We start from the raw sequence: 15,152 nt of genomic DNA on the forward strand, positions 1-15,152 counted from the left end.
ACCGTGCTCAGCGAAACGAGTATCCCCGGCTCCGACGACTGGTGGCTGGTTCGTCTCTGCAACAAGCTCGGAGACGGCCTGCCCCGAATGGGTCGGCTCCAGTCGTACCGCGACGGCGACGCGCTTCTCCCCGAGAACGCGTTCGACGCTGGCACTCGCGAGTCCTACCGTCGGTTCCTGCGTCGCGCACGCCTCCACATCGTGGAGACGCTGCGCGACGCACGAACCGATCGGCAGGGGGTCATCGGGTTCCGCACCGGTGCCGCCGGCGACGACACCGGCGACATCGCGGCGTGGGACAACTGGACCCGCAACCGCATGGGCATCCAGTCCCGGCAGTTCTTCAACGACACCGCTGACTTCGGGCGCTCGTACATCCTGCAGATCCCGTCGCCGACGGGCATGATGTGGACGATCCGTAACGAGTGGACGACCATCTCAGAGCAGGACAGCGTCCGCCCGTGGCTCGCCGCGGCCGGCATCTCCGTCGGCTTCGACGCGATCGCCGGCGCAGAGTTCGTCACGCTCTTCCGTCCCGGCTACTACCGCATGGCATGGCGCCGCACCTCCATCCCCACGCTCCCTCAGGACGGCACCCCTTGGGCGTCCGCCGACGACTGGACTTGGCTCGGCGACGCCGTTCGCACCCCGTGGACGCCTGACGCGCTCCTGGTGCAGAACCGGACCACCGACGGATACGGCATCTACGAAAAGCACCTCGACACCGTCGACCGCATCAACGAGATCACCGTCAACGCGATCTCGCTCATCGTCATGCAGTCGTTCCGTCAGCGTGGCGTGAAGGGAAACCTCCCGTCGCACTATCCGGAAGGTCACCCGAACGCCGGGCAGGAAATCGACTACGACGAGATGTTCAAGGCTGGCCCCGCCGCCCTGTGGATGCTCCCGAACGACACCGAGATCTGGGAGTCGGCAGCGACCGATGTCACGCCGATCTACAACGCCCGCAAGGAGGAAGTGAAGACGCTGTCTTCGCTCACCCGCACCCCGCAGGACATGTTCGACGGCGATTCGCAGAACCAGTCCGCTCTCGGCGCACAGACGTCGCGCGAACCGCTCTACTACGCGGTGAAGGCAATGAACGAGCAGCTGGACATCGCACTCGGACAGGCGCAGGCGAACGACTTCGCCTTCCGAGGCGACGAGGTTCGCGCCGACGCTTCGAAGATCGAGACGATGTTCCAGAAGATCATCCCGGCCACGATGTCGGAGAAGTCGGAAGCCGCCGCAAAGTACAAGAAGGGCGGAGCGACCCAGCGCTACATCGACACCGAGGTGTTCGAGATGTCGCCGCAGGAGCAGCGCCGCGCCGCCGGCGATCGCGTGGATGAGGCGTTCACGGCCGCGCTCGCTACCCCGCTGACCACGCCCACGCGTGCGACGACCGGAGCGACAGATGGCGACTGAGCAGCAGAAGTACGAGGTGCTCGTCGACCGTTACGCGGCTGAACAGGCATCTCTCATCGAAGCGCTGCTGCGACTTCTGCTGGGCGTCTGGTTCCAATTCGGATGGTGGGGTCGACCTGACATGGTGAACGCCGCGGCCGCGGCGTCCGCCGTGCACGTCGACGCCGCCACCCGACGCGCTCGGCGCATGTCGCGGGCATTCGTGCTCCGACAGCTCGAGCTACTCGACGCCGCGCCCGTCCATCTCCCAGAAATCGAGGACGCGTACCCGCGATCCGACGCCGCGATCGTCGAGGTGTACAAGCGCCCCGCACGGCAGACGGAGCACCTGATCCGACAGCGGATCAAGCGCGAGCCCGAGACAGCGACATGGACGGTCACCGACGAAGAGTGGAAGCAGTTCGAGGAACGGCTCACCACCATCGTCAGCGACGACCTCGCCGCCGTTGCGCGCGACGAAGCCCAGAAGGTGATGCGCGCAGCGCCGAAGATCGTCGGGTATCGGCGGGTGCTCCACCCGGAGTTCTCCCAGACCGGCCCCTGTGGTCTCTGCATTGTCGCCGCTGACCGGTTCTACACCAAGGGCGAGCTCATGCCGCTTCACGGCAACTGCAAGTGCACCATCTCGCCGGTCACGAAGAACCAGGATCTCGGTCTGAAACTCAACGCCGACGACCTTGCGCGTCTCTACGCAGCAGCGGGCTCGACTTACGCAGACGACCTCAAACGGATCACCGTCGAGGTGCGCGAGAACGGCGAGCTCGGACCGATCCTCACCCGCCAGGGCGAGAACTTCCGTGACGTTGACCAGGTCAACCGCGACTCGAAGCGGAAGACGTACCGAGCATTCAAGCAGACGACGCCGGCCGACGAACGGTCGATGTGGGAAGCGATGCGCGCTACGTCTGAGCGCTCCGTGAGCATCCTCGAGGCAGCGCAGGCCGACGGTATGAACCTCGTCGACATCACCGGCAGGGGAGCGACCCCGATCCCGATCCGCGACATCGCCCAGGCGATCCGCTGGCACCAGTCGCTCATCGCACGCGCCACCGCCAACCTGGCCTGACTCAAGACCCCCTGCCCTGATTCGGGGCGGGTTTCCACCTTCCGATTCGGAGGCTCAGCAGCATGCCCGCACACACCCCCATCCGTGTCCTCGGCCCGCAGTTCGCACCGTCCTGGCACCGTCCGTGGTTCCGCTACATCGACCCCGTTCCGGGCGCAGAGGGAGCCTCGACCCCGCCCGCACCCGGTGCGCCCGTACCTGCCGCGCCCCCTGCTCCGGAAGACCTTGGGTTCCCCAAGGACACCCCGCTCGAGCAGATGACGCCCGAGCAGGTCGCCGCGTACTGGAAGAACCAGTCGAAGGTGCAGCAGCGGATCGCCGAGGACGAGAAGAAGAAGACGAGGGCGTACGAGGCGTTCGGCTCCGTCGAAGACCTGCAGAACGCGGCGAACGCCGCAGAACAGTCTCGACAAGCCGCGCTCAGTGAGGCTGACCGCACTCTCGAGCAGGCGAAGGCGGCCGCGAGGGCGGAAGGCATCGCCGAGGGTGGCGCGCGCCACCTCGCACCGGCAATCACCGGCTGGCTGGTCGCACACGTCAAGGGTGCGGAGGAGTCCCTCGAAGACGCAACGGCCCGCGTGGCCGGTGCGATCGAGTTCGCCGATCTGACGAAGTTCGTCGGCGAGAACGGAGATCTGGACGCCGCAAAGGTTCAGACGTTCGCAAAGTCCATCGGTTCGGCGGACAGCGGCGCAGCCCCGGAGAGCTACCCGCTCTTCGAGGCAATGCAACGGCAGAGCACGCCTGCGCCTGGTGGGACCGGTTCGGTCGCCGCCATCGAAGCGGCCGCCTACAAGCAGATGACCACCCCCTAACGAAAGGCATTCGAATGTCTGACTTCCAGACCACGAAGAGCTCGGTGGGTCGAGTACTGGACACCCGTTGGCGCACCGGCAAGCACGGTGAAGACGGCGCGCGTCCTGGACAGCTCGACCCCACCGCGTTCACGGCAGGCACCCACTACAACCTCCCCGGGAAGCCCGCCAACAACACCATCCCGTCCGGCACGGCCGTCCAGAAGCTCGCGAGCGGACTCTACGGCCCGCTCGTCGCTGACGGCGTCCTCGCCGGCTACGTGAATGACGACTACGGCGTGGAGCTCGGGGCGACCCCGGCGACGGCCAAGCCGACGTTCGCGCTCCTGATTCACGGTGTCATCAACCCCGACTTCCTGCCCATCGCGGCGCAGAAGGCTCTCGTCGCGGTGGCTGGAACCTCCGGTCTCTTCACCTACACCACCAACTAAGGAGGGGCATCATGCCGTTCACCAAGAACTTCCGAACCCCCGCCCAGCTCAGTGGTGTCGCGCGCGCCGCGTTCCGAGCCGAACTGGAGAAGCACGTCACGAACGGTCTTCTCCCGCTGAAGGTCAACTTCGCTCTGACGTTCGACTTCGGCGTCGGGCAGTCCGCACTGCCGCCGGCCGCACGGTACCGCTCGTTCAACACCGAGTCCGACGTGAACGTCACGTCGACGAGCGAGCGCCGTCAGGGCAAGCTCCCTCCGATCTCGATCCGCCTCCACGTCGATGAGTTCCAGCAGCTCGAGATGATGGGGCAGACCGACGCGATCGGCGCGGAGTTCGAGCGCTACGCCACGCTCAACGCGCAGTCCATCGCGGCTCGCGTCGTGCTGGCGCAGGCGCAGGCCATCACCGACGGTGCCGTGACCATCACCGACCGCGGCATGTCGTTCGCGGTCGACTTCGCTCGCAACGCCGCCAACACGGCGAACGCAGCGACCGCATGGTCGACGGTCGCCACGGCGAAGCCGCTGACCGACCTCGAGGCGCTGCGCGCGGCCATCAACCGCTCGCTGGACCGGATCATCATCTCCCAGCAGGCGATGACCTACCTGCAGACGAACGTCGACCTCATCAAGATCGCGCTGCAGCGCGGCACGGACCTCCCCTCGCGGATCTCCGTCGAGGACGTTCGGTCTGTGTTCCGCGACTACGGCCTCGGCGAGATCGAGATCAACACGGACAAGGTCATCAACAACGCGGGAGCGGAGATTCCGCTCTTCGCCGCCGACAAGGTCGTCATCATCTCGGGCGGCGCCGTCGGGCGTACCGACCTCGGTGTGACTGCCGAGTCCACCCGCGGCGACGTCGGAATCAGCCGCTCGGAGGCGCCGGGCGTCTTCGCGGGCGCGATGGAATCGGACGACCCGTCCGGCTACAACGTGCTCGCCTCCGCGATCGTGCTGCCCGTCGTCACCTCGGCGAACAACACGGCCGTCCTGGACGCGTTCTGATCCATCCGCACCGTGGGGCGGCATCCATCGGGTGTCGCCTCACCTGCATGCAGAAAGTAGGTCTGCCATGGGCAACAGCAAGAAGCAGTATCTGACCGGAACCGTCCACCGTCTCCACGAGGGCGTCCTCGAGTCGCTCTACGCCGGCGACGAGGCGCCCGACTGGGTGACGAACCCCAAGGTTCTCTCCGAGGCGCAGCCCGGAGAGCCCGCGTCGCTCGAAGCGACGGAGCCTGGCGGTCAGACGCAGCCGGCCGGCGACCCCGGGATGAGCTCTGACGAAGAGGTTGACGACCTCACCGGGCTCGACGGCAAGGCGCTCAAGAAGATCGCGGGCGAGCTCGGTCTCAAGCAGACCGGATCGAAGCCGGTGCTCACCGCGGCCATCCGTGCGAAGCGCGCCGAGGCAACCCCCGCTCCTGCCGCTGAGGACGCGGAGCGGACTGCGCTCATCGAACAGCTCAAGGCGAAGGGCATCGAGGTGGACGAGAGCCTCACCGAAGCCGAGCTGCAGGCACTCGCCGAAGAGGAGTGACTCATGGCAACGCTTCCTGACGTCCACGTGGATGAGATCCCGAAGCACTACTCGGGGGACACCTCCGAGTTCACTGGCGACTTCCTGCAAGGGAAGCTCAATGAGGTCGTTGACCAGATCAACGTCCGCTGGGGGACCATCGTCGAATCGCGTCTGGCGTCAGGAGCGTTGCCCACTCGTCTCTACAACGCCGTCGTGGTTCGTGCCGCGAGCCGCGTCCTCAACAACGAGGACGGTTTCTCCGAGGAACACGAGGGCCAGTACGGGTACAAGGTGAGCGCGCTCGTCGCCTCCGGCTACCTGTGGTTCACCGACATCGACGAGAAGGATCTGACCGGCGTCGTGGCCCCCAAGGGGCACAGTGGCCCGATCGGGACCGCCATCGTCGGCCGGCACTACGGAATCCGCTGATGTCTCTACTCCGGCGGAAGGCTCCACACACCGTACAGGTACAGAAGCGCGAGACGATCCTGAACGACTCGGGCATCCGCGTCGACCGGAACGTGGGTGCACCCATCGCCGTCCGTTGCATGGTCGAGCCAGTCCGCGACTGGTCATCGTCCGAAGAGGTCGAGTCTCTCGGTCTGCAGGTCGTCGACCTCGCCATCGTCCGGGCGGCGAAGTGGCCCGGCGACATCAAGTCGCACGTCATCTACGCCGGCGCGCTCTTCGAGACCGTCGGAGCGCCGCAGCACCACTCAGTCTCACGGCGCACCGGGCACTACCGAGTCACGATCAAGTGGCTCCGCGATCTGTAGGAGGCGCGCATGTCGTACGTCGATCCACGCGCCGGCTCTATGGCCGCACAGATCGCCGGGCAAAGCTCACAGATGGACATGGTCGCGAGCCGAGGCGTCCGCGCCGTTCAGAACGTCGCCGCGGGGCACCGGCTGACCGGAGCGTACATCTCGAAGGTCTTCGCAGCCACGGTCCCGTCGGTTGTCCCGTCGAAGGTCGGGCCCGTCGACGACCGCCTGATCGTCGCGGACGACGAGGCGGCCGTCTCGATCGAGTACGGGCACATCGTCCGGTTCAAGAACGCCCGGAGGGTGCGCTTCGTGCCCGGTCAGCACATCATGGCGAAAGCGTTGAAGGTGATGGGCTGATGGGCCTTCTCCTCCACAACGACAAGCTCTTTCAGACGCTGATCCGGGAGATCGCTCCGGTTCGAGCGAGAGTCGCCGCCGACCTCGACATCGGCTCATTCGCCGAGCTTCCGTTCGTCACGCACTTCTCGCTCCCGTCCCAGGACAGCAACGGCCGTGGCCTCTGGACTGTCGTCCTGAACGTGAGCATCTTCGATGATCCGTCCACCGCATTCGAGCTCGTCGACGAGGTCTACACCGGCATCCAGCGATGGGACGAGTTGCCCACCGCGGGTGTCGTTCCCGGCGTCGGCGGCGTCGAAGCGATCGAGAACGAGATTTCTGCATTCTCCCGGGTCGGCGGGGAAGCGCAGATGGAAAACAAGTCCGCGATCCAGTTCTCAGGGTCGTGGCAACTCGCCGTCCGCAAGTTCTAGTCCTTCTGCGCCCCTCGGGGCGGGTCTGCAACCCAACACCCAGGAGGAACCGTGTCTGTCGACGCAACCAAACTCGTGATCCCGGGGCACGGCACCGTGTTCCACGCCCCGGTCAACACCCCGCCGCCCGCGAGCCCGCTCGCGGCATTCAACCTGCAGGCCGACGGCCCGGCCCCGTGGAAGAACCTCGGGCACACGTCCAAGCAGAACACCATCGCCTTCACGAAGGAAGGCGGTGAGAAGGAGTCGATCGACACCTTCCTCGCGGACGCCGTGCGCACGACCACCAGCTCCGTCACGTGGGGTCTGACGGTCGCGGCGCTGCAGTTCGACGAGGCGACTCTCGACCTCGCCTTCAACGGTGAGTTCGACGAGGCGACCGGCGGCTACACCGTCGCAACGCCAGCTCCGCTGTCCACTGCTCTCTTCCTCTACTTCCAGGACACGACCGGCTCGGTCGGCTTCTGGATTCCGAACACGGAGGTGTCGCTCGGCGACGCACCGTCCGTCGACACCGCCCAGTTCCTCGAGCTGCCGCTGTCGGTCGCCATCCTCTCGGCCGCGAACTCCGCGATCCCCGCGGTCTCCGGTCGTGCCGGCGTGTTCCAGATCTTCAAGACCGGGCTCGTGGCTCCCACGCCGTAAGCCCCCAAGCCGTCCCCCTGGGTGCAGTGCCGCAGACCCGCCCAGGGGGACGTTCCCTCATCGGTCTGCAACGCATGAAAGAGGTCTGCCATGACTACCACTCCCGCCAAGCCCCAGGACCGCAAGGCACCCGCCCGGTCGAAGGCACCGAAGCCGTCCGAGGTGCTCGACGCCGAGCAGGAGGCCGCAGAGCTCCGGGCGGAGCTGCTCGGCGACATGCCCGCACTCCGCGCGCCGCACCGGTTCCGACTCGGGCACAAGAACGACTTCGAGAACCTCACCCTCGATGCGGCCAAGTCCGGAGCCTTCGACGGCAACGGCGACGGCGACGGCATGCTCGAGTTCGATACCTCGAAGCCCGAGGACATCGAGCGGTTCCAGAAGTTCAAGGCGTTCGTCGTGTCGATCGACACGTGGGCCGAGTCCATCGCGGAGGACAAGGAAGCCTACGCCGAGTGGGCCGAAGGCAAGACCGAAGAGCACTTCATGGCGCTCTTCATCTACTACCGCGACGAACTGGGAAAATCGCGCAGCTCTGCGAGCTGATCGACGAGCTCGACACTCAAGGGGCGCTGCGCGCGGACCTGGCCCAGTTCTACAACGGGCTGAACATCGACGACGTCTGGGCAGGCAAGGTCGACGCCCGGCACGTCATCTACCTGGCTGAGCACCTCGTACTCAACCCGCACTCGCGCGTGTTCGCGATCCGAGGCGGCTCGCCAGAACTCCAGGGGTGGGACGCCGCGACCGTCGTCGCCGTCCGCACCCACAACCTCATTGCGTCGCTCGTCCAAGGGCTCTCCGGCGAGAAAGACCCGGCGATGTTCATCGACTGGCCCGGGCGCGACGCCGAAAAAGAGCTGACCTTCGAACCGAAGACCATCGCGGAACTTCTGGCCGGGGCGCTCGACAACTTCATGAACGAGTAGGGGTGACGCGGATGGCTGGTATCAACCCCGGGCGCAACGCAGGCCGCCTGTCCATCCGCGTCATCCCCAACACCAACGACTTCCGGCGCGATCTCAAGCGCCGTCTCGACATGATCGAGAAGACGACGAGCATGACGGTGAAGGTGACCCGTGCGCGTCTCGACAGCAACCGGATCAAGGAAGACATCCGTCGGCAGCTCGGCTCGCTCAAGGAGCTCGACGGCGCTGTGCGCGTGCGAGTGCGCCCCGACGTCGACGGCATGAAGGACATCGTCGCGCCCGTGCGCCTGACGATGGACAAGCTCACGGTCGAGCGACTCCGCAAGAACATCGACCGTCAGCTCCGCGACATCGAGGTCTCGATGACGCCGACGATCGAGGACCGCCGCCTGCGTCAGCAGCTCGACAAGCTCGGCGCCGAGTTCCACGACATCTCCGGTCGCCTCGCGCGCGACATCCTGTCCCCGGAAGACGCCGAGAAGCTCCGTCACCGTCTCAACGACATCAAGGACCACATCGACCACGTCGCCCGGAACAGGGAAGCGCGCATCGATGCGAACCCGTTCACGGCATGGGCCGCGGCCCGTCTCGCATGGCTCACACGCCCGCGGACCGTCGAGATCGTCGCGAAGGTGTCGAAGACCTCAGTCATCGCCGCTCTGACGACCCTGTCCGCGCTCTCGGGCGCACGTCTGTCGTGGAAGTGGATCGACGACCTCGCCACCTCGATGAAGAACCTCGACAAGAGCCTCCCGGCGATCGTCGGCTGGACAACCAGCATCACCTCGCTCGTCGGATCGATCTTCGCGGCCACCAGTGGGCTTGTCGGCATCGGCCAGGGGCTGTTCTCGATCCTCCCGGCGTTCCTCGTCATCCCCGGCCTCATCCTCAACGGGATCGGCTCGCTGACCGCGCTGATCGTTGCACTCCGCAACGCCAAGACCGAGCTCGGATCGCTGTCCGATGACATGTCCGAGCTCGGCAACATCATCAACGACGCGTTCTGGACCCAGGCTCGGCAGCCGATTCTCGACCTGGTCAACGGACTCATGCCACAGCTCCGGAACTCTTTCCACGAGCTGTCTACGGGTATTGGCCAGTTCACCGGCGAGCTCGCGAAGGCATTCGGCGAGGAACTCGGAGGGGGAGGACTCGAGGAGATCTTCGCAGGCATCGCCGAAGGCTGGCGCATCCTCTCCACCGGCGCCCCTGCGTTCGCCGGCGCGATGACCTCGCTCTCGCAGGTCGCAGCGAAGTACACGCCCCGCCTCGCCCAGTGGTTCGTGCGGCAGGCCAACACCTTCGACAACTGGCTCGAAGCGGTCTCCTCTGACGGTCGACTCGACGGCTGGATGGAGACCTCCATCAAGTCGATGTACGACCTCTGGGATGCGACTACCGGCGTCGCCGGCGTGTTCAAAGGTCTCTGGCGCGCGGCCGACAGCGCGGGATCGAAGGGTCTCGCGGGCTTCGCCGACATGATGCAGGAGTGGGACCGTGTCGTCAACGGCGCGGACTTCCAGCGCGGACTCACCGCCATCTTCCGCGGGTCAAGCGCCGCAATGGGAGCGTTCGGCGACGCGATCCGCGCCGTCGGCCGCATGGTTCTCGGACTCGACACCTCTATCGAGAAGTTCATCGGGTCCGCGGGCAAGTTCCTCGGCGGGCTCATCGAAGGCGCTGCGAACGCGCTCAACCGGCCGACCGTCGACAAGGGGCTGCTCGACCTGTCGAGCGGACTCGTGCGCGCGCTCGAAGGCATCCTGCCGCACCTGCCCGCGATCGCGAGCACGTTCGGGAGCTTCCTCGGGCTGCTCGGTGACCTCGCTGGCACCCTTCTGCCCACGGCAGCAGGCGTGCTCGCAGAGCTCATGCCCGCGGTTGATGGCCTGATCTCTTCGATCCGGGACTCCGGCATCCTGCAGACGCTCGGTGACGCGGTCACTGACATCGCTGAGCAGCTCGGTCCCGCACTTGACGACTTCGTCGCCGCCGTCGGGCCCGTACTCATCGACGCGCTCTCGGAACTCGCAGTCGCACTCGTCGACATCGCGCCGATCCTCGCAGACCTCATCACAGCGCTGGGGGAGTGGATCGGGGCTCTCGGAGACTGGGCGAAGTCCAACGGCGACTTCTTCGACGCCGTCCGCGAGTTCATGGGCTGGGACATGAGCAGCTCGGGTGCCTTCAAGGAACTCGGGAAGCTCGGCCAGTTCAAACCCAAGGACGACGGCAACCCGTGGACCGTCGAGGTGTCGTTCGACTTCGAACGGTACTGGAACGACAACCGCATGACCGTCGCGGAGAAGGCGCGTGGGATCGCGAAGGTCTTCATGGATGAGTACCAGCGCGTACTCGCCACCGAGGGTCAGGGCGCCGCCGACGCGCTCGTCGAGAACTTCCGAAACATCGAAGGCATCCCGCCAGAGGTGATCGCGAAGATCAACGAGAGTCTCAAGCAGGGCTTCGCCCTCCCCGACCTCATGCCCGTCGAGCAGAGCTACCTCGACGACGTCGTCAACAAGGTCAAGGAAGCGTACAAGAGCGGAGGCGCCGAAGGTGCCGCGGCGATGTGGAACGAAGTCACAGGCTTCAACCTCGCGCCCGGCAACACCGACAACATGCGGCGCTGGGCAGAGAACATCCTCGCCGACGCCAACATCAAGATCCCCAACCCGAAGTTCGACCCCAACGCCGCCGACGTGGTGGCGGAGGAAGCGACCCGCATCGCCGACCGCATCAAGAAGTCATTCTCGAGCGGGAACAAGAACAAGGCATGGATGAGCGAGTTCTGGTCTGTCGACGTGCAGACCCGGAACGAGATCATGTCGCAGCTCGGCGACCTGGCAGACGACGCCCGCAAGGCGCTCGACATCAACCGCGCCGACCGTGGAAGCGGCGCAGGCGGCGGATTCTCTCGTCAGCTCGCCCAGGGCATCACCGAAGGGCTTCCCGAGCTCGACCGCTCGATGATGTCGATGAAGGACAGTATCCAACGCGGCATGTCCGGTTCTGAGACATGGCTCACCGCCAACGGCACTGCGATCATGGGCGGGCTCAAGGCCGGAATCGACGGGGTCACACCGGTCATTTCGGCCGATATGGCGAATCTCGGTGGTGTGCTCAGAGCTGCCATGGCCTCCGCTGGGTCGTGGCTGCAGTCAACGGGTGCGGCCACGATGGGTGGCATGCAGTCCGGCGCGGCATCCGGCCGTGGGGGAGTGGTCAGCGCCTTCACCGGCCTGCAGCCTCTCATTGGATCGGTACTGGCGGGAGCCGGCGGATGGTTCTACGGGGTTGGCGCCGCCATGATGTGGGGCATCGCACGCGGTGTCCTCAACAACAGCGGTGCCGTCTCTAGGTCTGCCGAGAACGCCGTGAGGAACGCAGTATCGGCTGCGCAGCGCGCCGGCGAAATCCACTCGCCATCACGCCTGACGGCCCGCACCATTGGTGCGCCGCTCGCGCAGGGGATCGCAGTAGGAATCGATCGAGAATCCGCAGGCATCCGCCGGTCAATGGTGAACGCCATTGACTTCTCGAATGTCAGCGGATCGGCCCCCGCGGGCTCGGCGTCGGGGCAGGGCGGACAGCCCTCGAACGGGCCAAGCCTGACCATCATCAACCCGGTGGTCCGCGACCTCAAACAAGAGGCGTGGGAAGCCGCCCAACTGCTGGGAGTTCTCGCATGATCCGAGTCAACGGCACCCCGCTGAACAACCCAGCGCTCGGCTGGGTGTTCAGGCCGGCCTCGGTTCCGTACTCCGCGCTTGAACCGCTCACGGATGACCTCAGGGTGGCAGGACGCGACGGCCTCGTCGCGACGCCTGCCACCCTGAGCGCACCCGTGTGGCCGTTGACCGTGAACACCGCGCCAGGTGCATGGGAGTCGCTTCTCGCGCTCTTCTCCGCTCGGGATCTGGTACTCACGGACGACACCCGTCCAGGGCTCAGCACGCGCGCCCGCCTGAAAGGAGCCAGCCCAGATCGCGTCTTCACGCGGAACGAGTGGGTAGACGTCACGTTCTTGGTCGAACTGCTCGACGTCTACTGGCGCCCAACGGCGGACACGACCGCTCCGGTCGATCTCACCGCCGCATCGGTAACACTCGAGCTCTTCGCGGGGATCAGCGGGGTCGTCTCCGATTCCATGATCCGACTGAAAGGCGCCGCGACGGGGACACGGGTCACAGATGCCTCTGGCGCATGGCTCACCCTCCCGAACGCCGCGAGCACCGAGTATGTGCGATTCGAGTCCAAGACGGGAAAGTGCTTCCTCACTACGACGGATACGTGGAGCGGCGGCACCGAGATCTCAGGTCTTGTCGACTTCGGCGGCCCACGCGGGCACTTCGAGATCACCCCGGTGCTCGGCACGGCCGACCCGTCGACCCGAATCGCGAAGCTCACGATCACCTCAGCGACCCGCGCTGGGGCCGTCCTCGCTGTTCGAGGCAGGTCGTCTCGCATCTTCTGACCTCGAGAGGGAAGCCATGTTCGACATCCGCCTGAGGAAGTACAGCCCTGCGGGAGTCAAAGGCGGTGTGCTCCAAACACTCGCTATCGACGCCACGGACGCTGAATCTGCCACGGCAGCACTGACGTTCTCAACGAGCTCTCGTATCGCGGAACGTCTCGAGGCCCCTTTCGTCGTTGGCCTCGAGTACACCACTGGTGCCTCATGGTCACGCCCGCGCAACGACCTCTACATCGTGCTCGAAGATGCCGAGAACGCCTCCGACCAGACAGACGTGATGCAGTTCACAGCACAGTCGTACGTTGGGTGGCTGCTGTCGCAGGGAATCCACTGGTGGAACTGGGACTCGAAAGACGGCCGGACGCGCTTCTACGACATGACGCCAGGCAAGCTGGTTCGTCAGTTCCTCTATGAAGCGCAGGTCGACGTCACAGGCATCCGGCGCGGGTGGGCGCCCATGCTCACGACCGACGTCACCGATGCCAAGGATTCCCTCGGCCAGCCGTGGCTGCCCACAGACCAGATCAAGATGTCGCTCGATCTCTGGCGGCCCTACTCTGCCTTCTTCCAAACATGGAGCGATCAGGGGCACTTCGAGTGGTGGGCGGAAGGGACGAAGCTGCGGCTGGCGCGAGTGGGGTCAGGCGTGGATCGGACCGCGTCCCTGGCACTTGGAGGCCCGGGCTTCAAGGCCGCGCCGGCAAAGACCAACTTCGGCGGCACATTCACTCGAATCGTTCTCATCCCCGACGGCACGATCGCGCTGGGCGCGGACAACGTAGATGCCGACTCTCGTTTCGGGGCGTTGGAGACGTCCATGACGCTCTCCGGCGTATCGGACAGCGATACCGCGCTGCGCCAGGCACAGCCCGTGATGCAGGAGAACCGGGCGAAGAAGGTCGAGCTGTCGTACGACTGGAGCCCCGGGAACGGCCGTCCCATCCCGTGGCAAGACTTCACAATCGGCGACACGGTCACGGCGCGAAGGAAGACGGCGAAGCAGCCGCAACGCGTCATCGGCATCCAGGTCTCCAAGCGAGAGAACACCGTCGACGCGCGAGCGATCGTCGGCTCGAAGCTCGTCGGGCTGCAGACGAAATTGGCCAAGCGCGTTGGTTCAGTCGCACAGGGAACGATCATCGGCGGGTCTGGATCGGCTCTGCCATCGAACCCGGGCGTCGCGCCATCTGCGCCAGCCCAGCCGGATGCTGTACGCGCAGAGGCGAACGTGGGCTCCTGGCGAGAGGATGGCACAGCCGTCGCAGCCGTGCGCGTCGCTTGGAACGCGGTCACCACGAGCGCGGACGGCACAGCCATCGATGTCGACCTGTACGAGATCGCATCCCGGTCGGGGGCAGGCGAGCTCCAGACCGATACATTCACCCAGTCGCTGAGCGCCACGGTCGAGACTTGGACGCCGGGCGTCCCTCGCTACGTAGCGGTCCGAGCTCGTTCGGTTGCCGGCATCTGGTCGGCGTTCTCCGAGGAGATCGGCGTGACACCGGCGACTCCGTCAAGCATCGTTCCGACCCGACCGGAGGGACTCCACGTTCTGACGAACGTCGGGAGCTTCCAAGTCGACGGCTCCGCCATCGCCGCAGTCGCAGTCGAGTGGGAGCCGGTCACGCGCTCGGTCGATGACACGCTCATCGAGGTTGGCGAGTACGAACTTCGGTACGGGCTCAACTCGCAACGGGTGACCGAGCCCAGGGCAAGCTTCACCGTTCCCTCGGGGCGAACGATAGAGGTCACTGTCCGAGCTCTCACGACTCTTGGCGTGTGGGGTGATCCCTCCGCGACTCTCGAGGTCACTGGGGCTGTGCCCGCTGCTTCCCTCGCCGCGCCCTCGGTGCCGATCCTCACCACGGGGGTCAGCACGGTGTCCGGGGTTTGGGACGGGAAAATCGGCGACAGCACGCCCCCTGCGGGTTTCGGGCATGTCCGCATGGAGACCGCGTCCGAGCTCGACGGGCCGTGGTCACCGGTCGGTACCCCGTTGGTGACCGCCGGAGGTGCGGTCATCCGTTCCACGATGGGCGCGACCGTTCACGTCCGGCTCACGTCGTACGACACCCTGGGTCGCGTCGGTGCGACGTCGCCGGTCGCATCGATCGTCGCCGAGGGCGTCGACGGGGACAACATCGTCGCGGGCACGATCGAGGTCAACCATGTGTCGCCGGCGTTCGGCAATGATCTGCAGATCTCGGCGAACAGCTCGGTGCAGATCATCGTCGGCCGGCAGGACGAGCAGGCGTCGTCGCTGGCGACGCTGGAAGACGGCGTCGAAGGGGCAC

At 65.8% G+C, this 15,152-nt stretch carries 16 protein-coding genes; all 16 read left to right on the forward strand.

The window, feature by feature from the left end:
• Window positions 1–3: 3 nt before the first annotated feature.
• Window positions 4–1,428, forward strand: coding sequence for a hypothetical protein (locus DSP71_RS05050; protein WP_147251204.1), 1,425 nt, complete (start codon window positions 4–6; stop codon window positions 1,426–1,428).
• Window positions 1,418–2,494: a hypothetical protein gene (locus DSP71_RS05055; protein ID WP_113680536.1), complete on the forward strand. Its 1,077-nt coding sequence runs from the start codon at window positions 1,418–1,420 to the stop codon at window positions 2,492–2,494. Before DSP71_RS05050 ends, DSP71_RS05055 begins: the two co-directional genes overlap by 11 nt.
• A 62-nt stretch (window positions 2,495–2,556) precedes the next feature.
• A complete protein-coding gene (locus DSP71_RS05060; RefSeq protein WP_113680537.1) occupies window positions 2,557–3,309 on the forward strand; it encodes a hypothetical protein in 753 nt (250 codons plus the stop codon).
• Window positions 3,310–3,323: 14 nt separating this feature from the next.
• Window positions 3,324–3,740, forward strand: a complete 417-nt coding sequence (locus DSP71_RS05065) for a hypothetical protein (protein WP_113680538.1) — start codon at window positions 3,324–3,326, stop codon at window positions 3,738–3,740.
• 11 nt (window positions 3,741–3,751) lie between these two features.
• Window positions 3,752–4,750, forward strand: a complete 999-nt coding sequence (locus tag DSP71_RS05070; RefSeq protein ID WP_113680539.1) for a major capsid protein — start codon at window positions 3,752–3,754, stop codon at window positions 4,748–4,750.
• A gap of 67 nt (window positions 4,751–4,817) precedes the next feature.
• On the forward strand, window positions 4,818–5,285 hold the full coding sequence (locus tag DSP71_RS05075; RefSeq protein WP_113680540.1) for a hypothetical protein: 468 nt from the start codon (window positions 4,818–4,820) through the stop codon (window positions 5,283–5,285).
• A 3-nt stretch (window positions 5,286–5,288) separates the two neighbouring features.
• Window positions 5,289–5,696, forward strand: coding sequence for a hypothetical protein (locus DSP71_RS05080; RefSeq protein WP_113680541.1), 408 nt, complete (start codon window positions 5,289–5,291; stop codon window positions 5,694–5,696).
• On the forward strand, window positions 5,696–6,043 hold the full coding sequence (locus tag DSP71_RS05085; RefSeq protein ID WP_113680542.1) for a hypothetical protein: 348 nt from the start codon (window positions 5,696–5,698) through the stop codon (window positions 6,041–6,043). Before DSP71_RS05080 ends, DSP71_RS05085 begins: the two co-directional genes overlap by 1 nt.
• Window positions 6,044–6,052: 9 nt before the next feature.
• Window positions 6,053–6,391, forward strand: a complete 339-nt coding sequence (locus DSP71_RS05090) for a DUF5403 family protein (RefSeq protein ID WP_113680543.1) — start codon at window positions 6,053–6,055, stop codon at window positions 6,389–6,391.
• Window positions 6,391–6,807, forward strand: coding sequence for a hypothetical protein (locus tag DSP71_RS05095; protein ID WP_113680544.1), 417 nt, complete (start codon window positions 6,391–6,393; stop codon window positions 6,805–6,807). The genes DSP71_RS05090 and DSP71_RS05095 overlap by 1 nt, the downstream gene beginning before the upstream one ends.
• A 51-nt stretch (window positions 6,808–6,858) precedes the next feature.
• Complete coding sequence (locus DSP71_RS05100; RefSeq protein ID WP_113680545.1) at window positions 6,859–7,452, forward strand: hypothetical protein; 594 nt, start codon at window positions 6,859–6,861, stop codon at window positions 7,450–7,452.
• Window positions 7,453–7,542: 90 nt separating this feature from the next.
• Entirely contained in the window at window positions 7,543–7,998 is a 456-nt protein-coding gene (locus tag DSP71_RS05105) for a hypothetical protein (protein WP_113680546.1), read from the forward strand.
• Entirely contained in the window at window positions 7,908–8,381 is a 474-nt protein-coding gene (locus tag DSP71_RS21650; RefSeq protein ID WP_147251205.1) for a hypothetical protein, read from the forward strand. Before DSP71_RS05105 ends, DSP71_RS21650 begins: the two co-directional genes overlap by 91 nt.
• Window positions 8,382–8,392: 11 nt before the next feature.
• Window positions 8,393–12,073, forward strand: a complete 3,681-nt coding sequence (locus tag DSP71_RS05115; protein WP_147251206.1) for a hypothetical protein — start codon at window positions 8,393–8,395, stop codon at window positions 12,071–12,073.
• The gene (locus tag DSP71_RS05120; protein ID WP_113680549.1) at window positions 12,070–12,858 is read left to right on the forward strand and encodes a hypothetical protein; all 789 of its coding nucleotides are present in this window, start codon (window positions 12,070–12,072) and stop codon (window positions 12,856–12,858) included. The genes DSP71_RS05115 and DSP71_RS05120 overlap by 4 nt, the downstream gene beginning before the upstream one ends.
• Before the next feature lie 16 nt (window positions 12,859–12,874).
• Window positions 12,875–15,152 (forward strand): hypothetical protein (locus DSP71_RS05125; protein WP_147251207.1); only part of this gene is annotated, 2,278 nt, incomplete at its 3' end.

The organism is Microbacterium sp. H6 (assembly GCF_003314775.1).
GTDB classification, from domain to species: domain Bacteria; phylum Actinomycetota; class Actinomycetes; order Actinomycetales; family Microbacteriaceae; genus Microbacterium; species Microbacterium oxydans.

Excerpts from the sequence above, each read along its gene's own strand:
- DSP71_RS05055 (WP_113680536.1), top strand. The coding sequence starts at position 1,418 with ATGGCGACTGAGCAGCAGAAGTACGAGGTGCTCGTCGACCGTTACGCG.
- DSP71_RS05060 (WP_113680537.1), top strand. The coding sequence starts at position 2,557 with ATGCCCGCACACACCCCCATCCGTGTCCTCGGCCCGCAGTTCGCACCG.
- DSP71_RS05065 (WP_113680538.1), top strand. The coding sequence starts at position 3,324 with ATGTCTGACTTCCAGACCACGAAGAGCTCGGTGGGTCGAGTACTGGAC.
- DSP71_RS05070 (WP_113680539.1), top strand. The coding sequence starts at position 3,752 with ATGCCGTTCACCAAGAACTTCCGAACCCCCGCCCAGCTCAGTGGTGTC.
- DSP71_RS05075 (WP_113680540.1), top strand. The coding sequence starts at position 4,818 with ATGGGCAACAGCAAGAAGCAGTATCTGACCGGAACCGTCCACCGTCTC.
- DSP71_RS05080 (WP_113680541.1), top strand. The coding sequence starts at position 5,289 with ATGGCAACGCTTCCTGACGTCCACGTGGATGAGATCCCGAAGCACTAC.
- DSP71_RS05085 (WP_113680542.1), top strand. The coding sequence starts at position 5,696 with ATGTCTCTACTCCGGCGGAAGGCTCCACACACCGTACAGGTACAGAAG.
- DSP71_RS05090 (WP_113680543.1), top strand. The coding sequence starts at position 6,053 with ATGTCGTACGTCGATCCACGCGCCGGCTCTATGGCCGCACAGATCGCC.
- DSP71_RS05095 (WP_113680544.1), top strand. The coding sequence starts at position 6,391 with ATGGGCCTTCTCCTCCACAACGACAAGCTCTTTCAGACGCTGATCCGG.
- DSP71_RS05105 (WP_113680546.1), top strand. The coding sequence starts at position 7,543 with ATGACTACCACTCCCGCCAAGCCCCAGGACCGCAAGGCACCCGCCCGG.
- DSP71_RS05115 (WP_147251206.1), top strand. The coding sequence starts at position 8,393 with ATGGCTGGTATCAACCCCGGGCGCAACGCAGGCCGCCTGTCCATCCGC.
- DSP71_RS05120 (WP_113680549.1), top strand. The coding sequence starts at position 12,070 with ATGATCCGAGTCAACGGCACCCCGCTGAACAACCCAGCGCTCGGCTGG.